Origin of the sequence: Spiroplasma clarkii, from assembly GCF_002795265.1 — a bacterium.
Classification (GTDB): domain Bacteria; phylum Bacillota_I; class Bacilli_A; order Mycoplasmatales; family Mycoplasmataceae; genus Spiroplasma_A; species Spiroplasma_A clarkii.
Genome location: NZ_CP024870.1, coordinates 1,173,898 through 1,188,781, shown reverse-complemented (window position 1 = coordinate 1,188,781; position 14,884 = coordinate 1,173,898). Strand labels below are relative to the sequence as shown.

The 14,884-nt window shown below is 30.8% G+C and carries 15 protein-coding genes; 9 read left to right on the top strand and 6 right to left on the bottom strand.

What is annotated here, in order from left to right; genetic code table 4:
• Nucleotides 1-2 precede the first annotated feature (2 nt).
• The gene (locus SCLAR_RS05370) at nucleotides 3-1,403 is read right to left on the bottom strand and encodes a hypothetical protein (protein WP_100254908.1); all 1,401 of its coding nucleotides are present in this window, start codon (nucleotides 1,401-1,403) and stop codon (nucleotides 3-5) included.
• 177 nt (nucleotides 1,404-1,580) lie between these two features.
• Between SCLAR_RS05370 and SCLAR_RS05365 the strand changes: the two genes are divergently transcribed.
• Nucleotides 1,581-2,450 carry a hypothetical protein gene (locus SCLAR_RS05365; protein ID WP_100254907.1) on the top strand — a complete coding sequence of 290 codons (870 nt, stop codon included), beginning with the start codon at nucleotides 1,581-1,583 and terminating at the stop codon, nucleotides 2,448-2,450.
• Between the two features lie 112 nt (nucleotides 2,451-2,562).
• Here SCLAR_RS05365 and SCLAR_RS05360 read toward each other — a convergent pair whose 3' ends face one another.
• Both SCLAR_RS05360 and SCLAR_RS05355 read right to left on the bottom strand, forming a co-directional pair.
• Complete coding sequence (locus SCLAR_RS05360) at nucleotides 2,563-3,144, bottom strand: P-loop NTPase family protein (protein ID WP_157795162.1); 582 nt, start codon at nucleotides 3,142-3,144, stop codon at nucleotides 2,563-2,565.
• Between the two features lie 41 nt (nucleotides 3,145-3,185).
• Complete coding sequence (locus SCLAR_RS05355; RefSeq protein WP_100254905.1) at nucleotides 3,186-3,941, bottom strand: hypothetical protein; 756 nt, start codon at nucleotides 3,939-3,941, stop codon at nucleotides 3,186-3,188.
• 208 nt (nucleotides 3,942-4,149) lie between these two features.
• Between SCLAR_RS05355 and SCLAR_RS05350 the strand changes: the two genes are divergently transcribed.
• A complete protein-coding gene (locus tag SCLAR_RS05350) occupies nucleotides 4,150-5,034 on the top strand; it encodes a hypothetical protein (protein ID WP_100254904.1) in 885 nt (294 codons plus the stop codon).
• Nucleotides 5,035-5,150: 116 nt separating this feature from the next.
• On the top strand, nucleotides 5,151-6,191 hold the full coding sequence (mreB, locus tag SCLAR_RS05345) for a rod shape-determining protein (protein ID WP_237243785.1): 1,041 nt from the start codon (nucleotides 5,151-5,153) through the stop codon (nucleotides 6,189-6,191).
• Nucleotides 6,192-6,228: 37 nt separating this feature from the next.
• Here the strand turns inward: mreB and SCLAR_RS05340 are convergent, their stop codons facing one another.
• The gene (locus tag SCLAR_RS05340) at nucleotides 6,229-6,411 is read right to left on the bottom strand and encodes a ferredoxin (protein WP_100254903.1); all 183 of its coding nucleotides are present in this window, start codon (nucleotides 6,409-6,411) and stop codon (nucleotides 6,229-6,231) included.
• A gap of 89 nt (nucleotides 6,412-6,500) precedes the next feature.
• Here SCLAR_RS05340 and SCLAR_RS05335 point away from each other — a divergent pair, with 89 nt between their 5' ends.
• From SCLAR_RS05335 to SCLAR_RS05310, 6 genes are read left to right on the top strand one after another with little or no spacing between them, the layout of a single operon-like run.
• Nucleotides 6,501-7,178, top strand: a complete 678-nt coding sequence (locus SCLAR_RS05335) for a hypothetical protein (protein ID WP_100254902.1) — start codon at nucleotides 6,501-6,503, stop codon at nucleotides 7,176-7,178.
• Between the two features lie 14 nt (nucleotides 7,179-7,192).
• Nucleotides 7,193-7,858 (top strand): (d)CMP kinase, encoded by a 666-nt coding sequence (gene cmk / locus SCLAR_RS05330; protein WP_100254901.1) that lies wholly within the window; start codon nucleotides 7,193-7,195, stop codon nucleotides 7,856-7,858.
• A gap of 24 nt (nucleotides 7,859-7,882) precedes the next feature.
• On the top strand, nucleotides 7,883-9,196 hold the full coding sequence (gene der, locus SCLAR_RS05325; protein WP_100254900.1) for a ribosome biogenesis GTPase Der: 1,314 nt from the start codon (nucleotides 7,883-7,885) through the stop codon (nucleotides 9,194-9,196).
• Between the two features lie 7 nt (nucleotides 9,197-9,203).
• A complete protein-coding gene (locus tag SCLAR_RS05320) occupies nucleotides 9,204-10,208 on the top strand; it encodes an NAD(P)H-dependent glycerol-3-phosphate dehydrogenase (protein ID WP_100254899.1) in 1,005 nt (334 codons plus the stop codon).
• Between the two features lie 17 nt (nucleotides 10,209-10,225).
• On the top strand, nucleotides 10,226-10,501 hold the full coding sequence (locus tag SCLAR_RS05315; protein WP_100254898.1) for an HU family DNA-binding protein: 276 nt from the start codon (nucleotides 10,226-10,228) through the stop codon (nucleotides 10,499-10,501).
• A 57-nt stretch (nucleotides 10,502-10,558) separates the two neighbouring features.
• Nucleotides 10,559-11,113 carry a DnaD family protein gene (locus SCLAR_RS05310; RefSeq protein WP_100254897.1) on the top strand — a complete coding sequence of 185 codons (555 nt, stop codon included), beginning with the start codon at nucleotides 10,559-10,561 and terminating at the stop codon, nucleotides 11,111-11,113.
• Here the strand turns inward: SCLAR_RS05310 and SCLAR_RS05305 are convergent.
• Complete coding sequence (locus tag SCLAR_RS05305; RefSeq protein WP_100254896.1) at nucleotides 11,085-11,573, bottom strand: Holliday junction resolvase RecU; 489 nt, start codon at nucleotides 11,571-11,573, stop codon at nucleotides 11,085-11,087. The two genes, SCLAR_RS05310 and SCLAR_RS05305, sit on opposite strands and share 29 nt — an antisense overlap.
• A gap of 112 nt (nucleotides 11,574-11,685) precedes the next feature.
• Nucleotides 11,686-14,652 carry a glycoside hydrolase family 18 protein gene (locus SCLAR_RS05300; protein ID WP_100254895.1) on the bottom strand — a complete coding sequence of 989 codons (2,967 nt, stop codon included), beginning with the start codon at nucleotides 14,650-14,652 and terminating at the stop codon, nucleotides 11,686-11,688.
• Nucleotides 14,653-14,884 lie beyond the last annotated feature (232 nt).

Sequence of the window (14,884 nt, the reverse complement as noted above, 5' to 3'; positions counted from 1 at the left end):
GTTTAATAGGAGTGCTTTTTATATCAACTTGAGTATTTTTTCTTAAAAAATATAAAGTTTGATTGAGCTCAGACAGAGTTGCTTTTAATTTTTTGTGGCATATCTTCAGGTTTCACTCCTTCATTTTCAAGAACAACTTTTGATTTGTAGAGCATTTCATTATCAAATTCAATCATACTATAATAGTTATCACCAAGTGATGCGATAAGGTTACCATCACAACATTGAATTATCATAATCTCTCGTCTAGGTATATTTAATGGTGTTGTAAAATTGCATATAAAGTACTTTTTCTTTTCATAGGTAACGGTTAGATCTCTTGCAACCACTCTAATTGATTTGTGTCCCAAAATAATATTTAGATCTCCCTCAAATTTTTTGAATGAATTTGTAGTAAAATCTTTTTGAAGGGTTACAACATGATTATTTAAATACTCAACAAATTTTGGTAAGACTAGATTGGCCTCATTAATATTTGTGACTTTATTTTGTTCCATAAAGGTAGTGATTGTACCTTTAATGGTTTTTCAGAGCCTTTCAATCCTTGGTTTGAATTGTGGTGAAATTGATGATTGGATGTCAATACCTAAGTTTTTAGCTACAAATGCAAACTGAATTCGAGAATCTTCGGGCGAAGATTCTTTTTTTTCACTCCAAAAAGTTCTGCGTTTGTCAATTCTTAGCACTTCAAAAGTCCCATAATTTTTTAAGACCGGTTTCAAAGCATTGAAATAACCTTCAGTAGTTTCTTGATGATCAAAATATAATCCTAAAACCTCTCCACTTGCCTCATCAATATAACCATGCAATGCCCAAATCTCCTCATCACTGAATCTTCAAAATGTAGCATCAGCTTCAACAACATGACCACGCCTTTGGGTTCTTGGCCTTGCAATATGGATATTTTCTTTTGCTCTTTCTGTAGCTGAGGAGGGAACCAGTAGACTTTGAGGTCTATTTTTCAACTCTTCTTCTTTTGCTAACAATTTGATAGTTTTTTTATGTGCCAGTTTTGAGCAATGATTTTTAGATCTTAAAATATTGTAAATATATGAATAACTCACCCACTGATAGTCATATCTTTTATCTGCTTTTAAATAGCGCATAAAATCCCTAAAATTACAGTTTAAGTACTCATCCCTAAAAATCCCGCTAATCTCTAGTGCTTGCATATGGGTTCGCTTTTGAGCATGCTTATTGTTTCTATTTTTGTGGATAAAGAAGGCCTCACCAATTTCTTTGTATTTTTTAATGGCATCATAAAACCATGATCTACTGCCACCACTTTTTATCAAAAGTTCTCTTTTGGCTGCTTTATCCCTGGATAAAGCAGCCTCCCTAATAATATCTTGTATATGTTTGTTGGTTTTCATTTGTCTTTTACCTCTATAATTTCTTTTCATTTTTATTCCCTGATTTCCTTTATTATTATAATAAAGTCCAGTTTTGTTTTGATAACATTTAGTCCTTTTTTGTTTTGATAACAATGCACTATTGAAAAAAATCTTTTAAATTTATTTATAATTTTTATAAGTAAAGCGTATAATCAATTTGTAAAAATTATAAATAAGGAGAAAGAAATGAAAAACAACTTAGACGATGATATATCATCAAATCCAGAGCATGCAGTTCTAGAGCATGATATTCAAGGAGACAAACTTAAGCGAGATCACTACCATGGTACTCATCACTTTGACAAGAGGGGCAATCATGATGATGTGGCTGAAGGTGACTTCCATTTTAAAGAAAGTATTTATACAAGTCAAAGAAACTTGATTTATAGAATAACATTAACAGGAGTTTTTTTAGCATTAGCAATTGGGGGAACATCATTTGACATATTCTTAGAATTTGTTAGAGTTCCTGTTGCTGGGGTTAATATAAACTTTAGATACTTTGATTTATTATTCATACTATTATCAATTGGAAGCATAGGTCCATTTTTTACAAGCATTATTGCTGCAGTAGTTCCTTGAATGCATATCTTAATTGATAATGTTCATGGACATACAGTGTATGATGCCTTAATTGATTTGGGTGGGTATGTAACAATTACTTGAATTTTGTGAATCTTTTATTATGTACTATTTAGAAATTCATACACTCACAAAGATCCAAATCGAAAAAGAGATTTATTTAAAAGGTGATCACCAATGCCTTTCTTTGTAATTGCTTGTGCACTACTTTACACAGGTTTAATTATTGGAGTTTTCCATTTGAATGGCGCATTTGCAAATTACAATCATGCAACAAACCACCAATCAATTGAAAGTAAAATGGTTTCACCACACTCAGATGAACATGAACATGAAATGGGTGAGTTCAATGGTAAATGGGGAATTCTAATTATTGGAGTGTTTGGTTTTGAAGCATTAAGGTTCTCAGCTTGCTTTGCAGTCTTTGCAATGATTGAACCACAAGTTAAAAAACTTAACCACAGATATAAGTAAGAATTAGAAATTTTAAATTAAATTAAAAACATATGAATGAATAACTTTATGAATGAAAGATAAAACACCAAGTTCTAAACAAAAGACTTGGTGTTTTTATTAGTCTTAAGTTTTATTCAAAATCATTAGTTTTTTTGATCACATCATTAATATCTTTGAAGAGTTCATCATCAAAGTTGCTACTATCAATTACAATTTTTCCTGCATCAAATACTAAAACACGATTACAAAAACTTTTTATGAATTCTAAGTCATGACTTACTAATAAAATTGCTGAATAAGCTGTTTTTCAATTTTCAAGTTGAGCATGAATTTTTTCCTTTCAATCTAAATCAATAAAATTAAAAACTTCATATAATATCAAAAGATTATTTTTATCAAACAATTCTAAAAGCATAAACTTAAATCTTTGTTGTTGTCCTGGTGACAGTTTTGAAAAATATTGTGTTTTAAAATCTTGTAAACTATATTTTGTGAATAAGTTGTTGATATCAAGGTTTGCTTGATTAAGTTTGGTAAGCAATGTTACTAAGTTTATTAATTTAACATTTCCATAGTTTGCAATTTGAGGTAGTAAATTATAGGTAAAATTTGTATCACAGGTAAAATCCCTTTTTGGTGAAAAAGGATTAGTTAAAGTTTCAATAAATGTAGTTTTTCCTGGAACCATTGGCACCGAGAATTGCAATGACATCAAAGGGGTTGATAACTAGATTAGTAACTTCTAAAGTAAAATTACTTGATATTAACCTTAACATTGAAAGTTTCATTCTTTTTCACCTCCTTAGTTTTTAAAAAAATAACTAATAATACCAGTAAACCAAAGCATGTGTTAACTATTACAGGAACTCAAAAATAATTATAGTGGCTTTCTAGTAAGAAAAGATTTAGTAGTGGTAAAACCATCAAACTCCATACCATCCACTTTTCAAGTGTTAGTGTTCAAACCGTCATGCGCAGAGCACTTATAATAATTGAGATTAAACCCAAGATGAAGACTTCAAGAGACATATCTTTGGGAAAATAACAAAAAATACAACAAGCAATTAAAATAAAAACCAAGGTTGTTAGTGTTGGTAAAACCCAGAAGTCAAAAATGATGTTAAATCAAATTCCGTAATCTGAGATTGTTTTTGCATAAATAGCACTAACCAGTAACAAGATAATTAAAAGAATGCATTGACTTAAGATTAGGGCACTCAAAAAATAACCTAAGATTATTTTTAATTTACTAGCTTTTGAAGTAAATAATAGTTTTCAAAGACCAGACTTGTAATCAAAATATAAATAGAATGATGTCATTAAAATTATTATTAAGTTGCTGCTCATTATAAAGTTTTGTACAAAACTACTAGAAGTTTTAACTGTAGTTATAAAATCAAAACCTCCAAATCAGGGCATAATTCAAAAAGTTGCATAACCAATAAAAGCAATAATAAAATATCATCTTTGGATAAGTCTTTGATAATTAAAAATAATTATGTTTAACATTAAAATAACCTCCTTTAATGTAAATACTGGTTTTGATCAGCATTATATAAAAATTATAACAAGTATCAAAGTATAAAAAAATTAGTTTTAAATTCACTGCTACATTTTTTACATTTTAGTTAAGTATTATAAAAATTTTAAATTTGTTTATAATTTTTATAAATTAGGTGTATAATTAAATTATAAAAATTATAAATAAGGAGAAACTATGGAAAATAACAAAGACAAAGACATTAATGATGTCGAACATGCTGACCATGAAGTTGCTGAGCATAGCGAACAGGGTAGTAAAGCTAAAAAAGATCACTATCATGATATTCACCACTTTGATGCAAGTGGAAATCATGATGATGTGATTCTTAATGACTTTCATTTCAAGAACAGCATTTATACTAGTCAAAAAAACTTAATTTATCGTATTACTTTAACTGGAGTATTTCTGGCATTAGCAATTGGAGGAACTGCTTTTGACATATTCTTAGAATTCATTCACATTCCAATTGCAGGGATAAATATAAGTTTTAGATTTTTTGATATACTTTTTATCCTACTTTCAATTGGAAGTATTGGACCAATTTTTGCCTCACTAATTGCAGCAGTAGTACCTTGAATGCACTTGGTAATTGATAGTGCTCATGCTCACACTTGAATTGATGCAATGATGGATTTTGGAGGTTACTTATTAGCAGTTTGAGTATTATGACTTTTTTACTATGTAATTTTTAGAAACTCATACATTCACAAGGATCCAAATCGAAAAAAAGATTTGTTTAAAAGATGGTTACCAATGCCATTTTATGTAATTATTTTGACATTATTTTACACAACTTTAATTACATTATTAATTAGATTTTCAGTTGATACAATCTTTGTGGCACACGAACATGAGCACGAACATGAAGAACATGTTCATGAAATTTTTAAAATGATTAATGCTTTAGAAGAACATCATGAACACTCAGAATTTGAAGGTAAATGAGCAGTCTTAATATTTGGTCTATTTGGATTTGAACTTTTAAGATTTTCAGCTTGTTATGCAGCCTTTGCAGTTGTTGAACCTCAAGTTAAAAAGTTAAACCACAGATATAGATAAATGACTTTAAACACAGCAACTTTGATGCTGTGTTTTTAAGTAAATTAAGAAAATTACTAAAAAAATGACACACTTTTTTGGTAAAATTAGAATATGTTTTGAAAGGAATTATGACCATGAAAAAACCACAATTTGTTTCAATGGACTTAGGAACTTCATATACACTAGTTTATATCGAAGGTCAAGGTGTAGTTTATAATGAACCAGCAATTGTTGCTTACAATACAAGAGAACAAAGAATTGTTGCTGTTGGTACAGATGCATATAACATGATTGGTAAAGGTAATAGAACCTTAAAAGTAATTAGACCAATGATGAATGGTGTAATTACAGATATTAAAGCAACACTTGGTCAATTAAGACATATTTTTAATAAACTAAGAATTGACAAACAACTGCAAGGTTGTGTTATGCTGCTGGCCTGTCCTTCAAAAATTACAGCCCTAGAAAAAAGAGCTTTAGAAAAAATAGGTTTAAGTTTTGGTGCTTCAAGAGTCTTTATTGAAGAAGAAGCCAAAATGGCAGCATTGGGTGGTGGAATTAATATTGATGCTCCCAAGGGTTCTTTAATTGTTGATATGGGTGGAGGTACTAGTGATGTGGCAGTCATTGCCTCTGGAGACATTGTTTTAAGTGATTCCATTCAAGTTGCTGGAAATGTTTTAAATGAAGAAGTTTTAAAATTAATTAGATCTGAACATGGTTTAGAAATTGGAATTAAAACAGCAGAAGCTATTAAAATCAAAATTGGTTCAATTGGTAGATATAATGATGAAAATTCTTTAAAAGTTCATGGTCGAGACTTGGTTTCTGGCTTACCAAGAGAAATTATAGTTTATCCAGATGAAATTCGTGACACCCTCAGAGCTGTTGTTGTTAAAATTATTGATTTAGTTGTAACAGTTTTAGAAAAAACACCTCCAGAATTAGCTGGTGATATTTATACAAGTGGAATTTTGCTTTGTGGAGGAACTGCTTTACTAAAAGGAATGGATAAATACTTTTCTGAAAGTTTAGGGCTACCAGTTCGAATAGCTCAACAACCACTTTTAGCAGTAATTAATGGAACAAAAAAATATCAAAGTTACTTGTTAGATTTAATGAAAAGAGAAAAGGAATTAAAAGCCTTAAAAAATGATGAAACCTTAAAATTATAAAAAAGCACTATCTAATAGTGCTGTTTTTAAGTGAGAACTATTCTTCACCAATCTTGACTGCACCTGTGGGGCAAACCATTTGGCATTCACTTAGTTCTAAATCATTTTCTTTGGCTTCTGCTAAACCATCACTATCTTCAAAAAGAGTGTCGGTTTCATCAATTTCCACACATGCCATACATCCAATACACATTGGTTTGTCGATTCAAGTTTTTTTCATAAAATCACCTCTATTAATATAATCATAACAAAATTTTTAATTTATTAAGTTTTAATTTATAATATAAGAGTTTAGGAGTGTTTTTAGATATGGCAATTAAAAGAATGCAAAGGTTACAAAGTTTACACCAAGAAATTAATCGGGAGAATGCAATCAAACGACAAGTTTTTGATCAAAAGTCATTAATTAGTGCAGTCTTTGAACGTATTAAAATTTTTGATAAAAATGATTACTTTAGAAGCAAAATTAAAGCTTTTGATCGTTTGCATGAAACTGAAAAGCCATATTTTGATAAAGATCGTGAAAAAAGATTGATCCCAGACCGTTTTGTTCCAAATTTAAAAGAGGCAGAAACAGAAATCTTAAAAATAGAAGAAAATGTTCAAATTATTACCAAAACTAAAACAGAAGATACTAACAATCTGAGATTTGAAACACCAAGGTATGAGACAATTGCAAAAAATTGCACTGAAGCTACTAATAGTTTTAATAAACAACTGCAAGATTTAACCTCAATAAAAGCTAAAGAGAACTCTTTTTGAACTAATGAGGAAACAAAAGAGTACTTAGCAAGTGATAAAGACAGCTTTATTGTTTTTAACATAGAATTTGACAAAAATTTAGTGAATTACAAAGATAAATTGAAAAAAAGTTGGAAAGGATCAAAATTACACATTAAAACCAAAGGTTTTATGGTAACAACTTGTTTCTTATTGTTAACTGCTTTAATTTGTTTAGTGTTGTTAATAGTTTTTAATTTTGCATAAAGGGGGAAAATATTGTGAATAAACAAATAAATGTGGCAGTTGATGGCACTGCTGGAAGTGGTAAGAGCTCAGTTATGAGTCAAATTGCCCAAGAATTTGGCTTTGATTTTATTGATACAGGTTTAATGTATCGAGCTTATACAAAATTGTGCTTAGAAAAAAACTTAGATTTTACAGACCCACAAGCAGTAGCAAGCTTAGTTCCTGATTTTAATTGTAGTTATGATCAAAATGGGGCCATCTACATTGGAACAACTGATTACACACCGTTTTTAATAGATTATAATGTGGCTGAAAACATTAAGTATGTGGCTGCAAATCCTCAGGTGCGAGCAAAAATGGTTGAACTACAACAAGAGTTTGCAGCAAATAAGGGCAAAATCATGGTTGGAAGAGATATTACAACAGTTGTTTTACCCGAAGCAGAGTTAAAAATTTATTTTGACTCTTCTCCAGAAGCCAGAGCAATGCGTCGTTTTATTCAAAATGAACAACAGGGAGTTAATCCCAATCAATATCAAGACATTTTACGTCAAATCCAACAAAGGGACCAATGAGATCAAAATCGCAGTGTGGGGGCACTAAAAAGAGCTGCTGATGCTTGGTATTTGGATACAAGCATGTTAACGCTTGAGGAAGTTATTGATAAGGTCAGGGAAAAGTTAAAAGCTGTTGTATAATCAATTAGTAAGGGGTGTAGGTTTATGGCAAGAAAAGGTATTGTAGCAATTGTGGGGCGACCCAATGTTGGTAAATCTACATTATTTAATCGAATTATTGGTGAAAAAAAAGCAATTGTTGAAGACAAACCCGGGGTTACTCGTGACCGAATGTATGGTAATACTGAATGATTAACAAGAAAATTCATTGTGGTTGATACTGGGGGAATTACTCTGAAAGAAGAAACTTTTGCCAAAGAAATTAAAATGCAAGCAGAAATTGCTATTCAAGAGGCTGATGTTGTCGTATTTGTAGTTAGTTTTAAAGATGGGCTTACTCCTGAAGATGAAAGTATTGCTCGAATTTTATACAAAACTAAAAAACCAGTCATATTAGCAGTTAATAAATATGACAAAAAAGAGTTGTATGATGATGCTTATGAGTATATGAGTATTGGCTTTGGAGATTACTGTTTAGTCTCTTCAACTCACGGGATTGGAGTTGGTGATTTACTTGACCAAATGGTTGCTAAATTACCAAGTTTTAATAAAGATGAAGAAGATAACACAACCAAGTTAGCAATTATTGGAAAACCAAATGTGGGAAAATCAAGTCTAGTTAATGCACTGGTTGGGGAAGAGCGCATGATAGTTTCAGAAATTGCAGGCACCACAGTTGATAGTGTGGACTCAAAGTTAAAAGTTGATGGTAATGAGTACATCATTATTGATACAGCAGGAATGAGAAAAAGAGGAAGAATTTATGAAAATTTAGAAAGATACAGTTACTTACGGTCAATGACTAGTATCAATAAAGCAGATATTGTACTGCTAATGATTGATGTTTCTCAAACAGTTAGTGATCAAGATACAAATATTGGTGGTTTTGCTTTTGAGGAAAATAAACCCATTATTATCATTGCTAATAAATGGGATTTGATTGCCAATAAAGAAACAAATACAATGGTTAAAAAAACTGAAGAAATTCGCACTTATTTTAAGTATCTAAATTATGCAAGTGTTTTGTTTATTTCTGCCAAAGAAAACCAAAGGGTTCAAAAAATCTTTGAAGCAGTGGAACTTGTGAAAACAAACATTAAAAAAAGAATTAGAACAAGTCTTTTAAATGAAATTTTTAACAAAGCACAATTAATCAATCCAGCTCCAAATCATAATGGGGGTAGATTAAAAATATATTATGGTTCACAAGTAGAGGCTTACTTACCAACTTTTGTGTTGTTTGTTAATAATCCAAACTATGTCCATTTTTCATATAAGAGGTTCTTAGAAAATCAAATTCGTTCACATTTTGATTTTAGTGGAGTACCAATTACAATTATTTTCAGAGAAAGGAAGTAAAAAAAGTATGAATACAAGAAGAATAGCAATTATTGGAACAGGTGCTTATGGAACAGCCCTGGCAAATGTTTTGACAGATAATGGACATAAAGTGTTGATGTATGGTATTGAAGAAAAACAGGTTAATGACATTAATGAAAATCATTTAAACCAAGCCTTTTTTCAAGATTTATTATTAAATGAAAATATTCAAGCCACAACTGAGTTAGCAGTGGCTTTAGAAAAAGCAGAAATAGTAATTTTATCAGTGCCAACTTTTGCAGTTGACAATGTTTTAGATGGTATTTTAAAATATGGTAAGCGAGAAATGCACATTATTAACACAGCAAAAGGTTTAGATGAGGAAAACCTCGACGTGTTAAGTAAAAAAATCATTAAAAAACTAGCAAATCATCAAGTAATGAAGTCATTTGGAGCAATTTATGGTCCCTCAGTAGCTATTGAAGTTGTAATGAGAAAGCCAACTTGTGTTATGAGTTGTAATGAAAACCTGCAAATTGCCCAAGAAATTGCTCAAATTTTTACAAATGAGTATTTTATTGTTAAACCAACTACTGATTTAGTGGGTTGTGAAATTGCAGCCTCACTAAAAAACACAGTAGCTATTGCTAGTGGGATTCTAGCAGGATTTGGTGGAGCTGATAATGCTAAAGCTTCATTAATAACCATTGGAAACTCTGAAATTTATAAAATTGCTCAGAGATTTGGGGCAAAAATTGAAACTTTTATGAATTTTGCAGCATTAGGTGATTTAATCTTGACTGCATCAAGCAATAAATCGAGAAATTATGGTCTTGGATTGCAAATTGCTGAGCGAGATGATGCAAAAATAGTGCTAAAATCTCATAAAAATACTGTTGAAGGGGTTTATGCTTGCAAATTAGCATACAAAATATGTAAAAAACTTGAAATTTCTTCACCTTTTTTTGAAATAATGCACAAAATATTATACAATAAGGGTAGACCTAGCGCATTAATAAATGATTTATTTAAAAACGCTGAGGTGGTATAGACGAGGGGTAATTAACCATGACAAAAAAAGATCTAGCAGATAAATTAGCTATTAAAGGTGATTTTTCAAAAACAGATGCTGAATCATACGTAAACTTCCTTTTTGATGAAATCACAGGATGTTTAGTTGCAAACGAAGAAGTTTCAATTGCAGGATTTGGTAAATTTGTGGCAGCACCAAGAGCAGCACGTGAAGGAATTAATCCTAAAACAAAAGAAAAAATTCAAATAGCAGCAACTACTGTTGCAAAATTCAAACCAGCTAAACAATTAAAAGAAGCTGTTGCTAAATAGTTCTATTTGAAATAAAAGTTGCCCTAGCAACTTTTATTTTTTTCGAGGAGTAAAAAAATGTTTGAACTTTTTAATAAAGGATTGATTAATAAAAAATCACTTTTAATCTTAAATTATGCAAAACTAAACATTACTGAAAAGCAGCTTGCCATAATCTTGCTAATTTTAGAACTGTCTAATGATGAAGCTAAAAGTTTCACCCCATCACAATTATCTGAGTATATGACAATGGATCGAGATGCCATTGAAAAAGAAATGTCATATTTAGTTAATAAAAATTTGGTAAGTATTGAACAAAAAAACCGACGCAGTGTTCTGAATTTTACCCCACTTTTTACAAGAATTTTAATTGCTTTAGAAGAAGAACTTAGCAAGAACTCAACTCAGGACAATTTTGATTACATTAGCAAAATTGTAGCTCAAAAATTGACTACAGCTCAAGTTGATGAGTTAAATGAGTTTCTTGATAAGGGGATTTCTCAACAAAAAGTTAAAGCTTTAATTATTGAAAAACAAATTAAAAACTATCCAGATTTAATTAAAGAACTTAATTTATTATTAAAAACTAATAAGCCATTAAAAATTACAAAGTATAATTGATTAAATGATTAAGGTAATCACATAATTGCAAGGTTAAGTTTGCAAAGTGAATTTCAGTACCATATTGAACAAACCATTCAAGTGGTATTTTTTTTGTTTGAAATTGGGTAATTTCTTTGTAAGTCAATCCAAAGTACTTATCAATTTTATGAAAATAAACTACTATAAAAGCTAAACCAGATAGTTCAGCAACAGTCTTTAGTTTTTCTAATTGCTTTGTTTTGATATTACTTAGTGAAAAATAGTTAAGTTCAGTTTCCTTAGCATCAAATTCTAAGTAATGACCATGGAAAAGACCTACATAATCACAAAATGTGTGTTTGGTTAATCTTGCCTTAATAACACTGTTATTAACCTCAAAAATTGATCCACTGAGTGGCATTTTTTGAATCAAGAGATGTTTACTGGCATTTACAGAGATACTATTATTAATAATTGTCTCTAAATACATGCCTTTGTTTTTTAAAATCATTGTTTAAGACTTCCTTTCAAAGATATAATCGTAATTTAAAAGCTAAGTTCGCCACTAATTTTAAAATTTTTGATAAAAAAATACAAGTAATTTTACTTGTATTTAAAATAATTTATTGACTAACACTGTCTTTTGGATTTGTAACTCCAGCATCTCATTTACCATATAATGCTTTGGCAAAGTCATATTCATTTAAGTAAGCTAGTCCATGTGATAATAATGATTTGTTTCCAGGTTTACCTGTGTAGAAGTCATTTCCACGGTCATCATTCATTGATCACATTGATAAGTAGGCTAAACCAACTTCATGACCAAAGTTATATAATTCTTTAGCATCTTCTAATGTAAAGACTCCATAAACTGTATCATTAACCCCAATCATTGGAGTTGCTCCAATTTTGTTTAATAGGGCATTATCACCAGTAACTTTTTGACCATAGTTGTTGAAAATTGAAGTTGCTAAGTTGTCTCTGGTATTAACAATGGCATCATAAGCAAGATCAAAGTTTGTTTTACCATTAGCCATAGCAGTTTGGTAAATTGGGTCTCCATAGTCCATTAACATTAAGTTAACTACTGGTAAGTCATTGATACTTAAACCAGCTGCTTGGTATTCTTTGACAAAAATATCCATAACTTTGTAACCTGTACTTGTTAAACCAGTAGGTAAAACAGGTAATGTTACTGAGAAGTCTCAACTTGAATCTGCTTTTTTCATTTTTGCAAGAGTTTTTGCTAAAACTCGGTTAGCATCATCTCTATCTTGGGCATGTCCTTCAATATCAAAGTCAATTGCTTTTGGCATTGTGACATTGGTAGCACCTTTTCTTTTTGCAAGGTTGACTAAGTCTTGTTGGAAGTCAACAAGACCTTTTTCAAGCATTGCCACAGCTTCTGCATCATTGTTAGTTCTTGTTTGAGCAAAGTCTCATGGGTTTTTATCAACAAAACCACCTGTAATTGCTCCTCCATATGCAGTTTTAATATTTTTGAAGTTTCCAGATTCAGCAAGAGGTTTTAACATTTGTCCTCATAATTGACTGTCTTCTCATCAAGTATAAGCTTCTCCACCTCTACTTGTTCCAGCAATTGATAGTTCCATTGTATCATTGTTTGCATTTGCTTGTTGAACAAAGGCTAATGTTAAATGGTCTAATCCTGATTTATCATTAATTGATTTTATATCATTTCCACTGTATAGTCCTGCATCCAAATATGGAGAGAAGTAAACATTGCTGTTTGCATTTGCTTGTTTTGAAATTTTGTTTGTTCTGTTTGGGTTTGCATCAGCTCATGAAGTAAATAAACTTTTTCCAAATCCTGTAGGGATTTTATCTGGAAGTGATGGGTTTGTAATAGCACCATCTCCGTTATTTCCAGCTCCACCACCTGGGTTAGGTGTTGATTCACCTGGAATAGTTCAATCTCAATCACCTTCATCAGGTGTAAAGTTAATTGAGTTTAAAGTTTCATGGTAGTCAATTCCACCAATAGCTTTAATGTCTGTTAATGTTGTTTTCTCACTAATGTCATCAACATTAGTTGTTTTTCCACTTAAAACATCTGCATATGTGTACTGTTTATATCCTGCACCACTTCTGATGTTTTGGTCTAGTGCATTTTGATCTGCTAGACTATCAACTGTTCCACCATTTGATTCAAATAAACTTGGGACATCTCTTGAAATATAAAACATTGAAATGTTTCCCAGTTTTTTATCTTTTGCAAATTGTCTTAATTTTAATGCATCTTGTGGAGTAAAACTATATGTTGCTGCTTCTGCTCTTCTTCCAATTCAAGGTGTAACACCCATTCTTTTATAAGTGTTTTGTTCATTTACAGTTTCACTACCATTAAGTCTGGTTTGGATTGATCTTCAAGTTGCATTTGTAGTTTCAATTGCTTTTGTGATTGCTGGTAGTTCTCAATCTGTTTCAGGTTTTGCAATATTGTAATCAGATATTGTTAAGTAGGGAACTAAGTTTAATCTAAAGTTCATTCCTAGATATTTTGTAAATGAATACAATGCACTTGCTTCATCACCAATATTCATTGCATTGGCATCTCCAACTGCTGCAACTCCATCTTTTGTGGATACCACTAATGCTAGAGTGAAATCAAAATGTTTATCTCTCTCCATTAAGATTTTTAAAGCACTTGCTAATAAGATTTGAGAATCAAAGTAATCTCCATCTCTTGCACTTAAATAAGGTGCTGCAAAGTAGAATTCAAATTTTTGAGTCTTGTATCTTTCACCAATTTTTTGAATTGATTCAGCTAATTGCTCAGGAGTACGGTTATTTTGTCATGCTACATGTCAAAATGAATTTGCAAATGGTCCAAATGAAATAGTTACATCTTTTTCTTTTGCATTTTCTTCATTTAGTCAACCATCAATTCTTTCATTGAATCAGTCAGCATATTCAGCACCTTTTCCAGTTTCTGCTAAGATACCATTAGAATCAATGGTAGTTCCAACTTGAGCAGGAGTCGCATTTCACATCGGCATCAATTCACCAGTATCTGAAGCATTTTGCATAAATCCAAGTTTTACACCTTTGTAGTCATTACCTGCATGTTTTGCATATCCTTTGATGCTGTAATCAATGTTTTTTTCTCCTAATTGTGCTTCTGCTTCACCTCTGTGTGAACCTCCAACACCTTTTTGTTTCATCATGTATTCAGCAGTATCTTCAACAATTCCTGCATCTGCATATGGAGTGAATTTAGTTTCTTCACTTACATTTTGACTAAATATATCTTTACCAGCAAGAGTTGATTTTGGATTACTTGGTCCAGTAATTTGGATTTTTGATTCAATATTTAATCCAAAATTTCTTGTTGATGGTTTTGAATAATCAGTAGTTAATGCCTGATCAATTACTAATCTGTTTTTTTGTTGATTTTGTTTCATTGAGAACTGATCTGTTTCTGCTTCAACATTGTCAGCTCCATCCTTGTCATAATTTGGTTTGGGAACTTTCATTCCACCAAAGCGACCAAGGTCACATGCTTGAACAGTTGCAGCTAAAGGAGCTGCAACTGTTAGCACTGATAACATAGTTAGTATTTTCTTCATATTATCAATTTCCCTTACTAATTAATTATATAAAACCGTTTCGTATTATGCAAACTTTTCGGTTGTTTAAAGTAAACTAAATGATTAGTAAAACACCCTATTTTAAAGCAAATAGGGGTAGGGGAAAGATAAATTTAAATTTCTTAAAATTAATCATTTAACTAATTAAATTTATCAAATATGTTATTTTTGCTTTAATTTAGTGAACAATTTTAGTCTTTTTCTAGTTTAT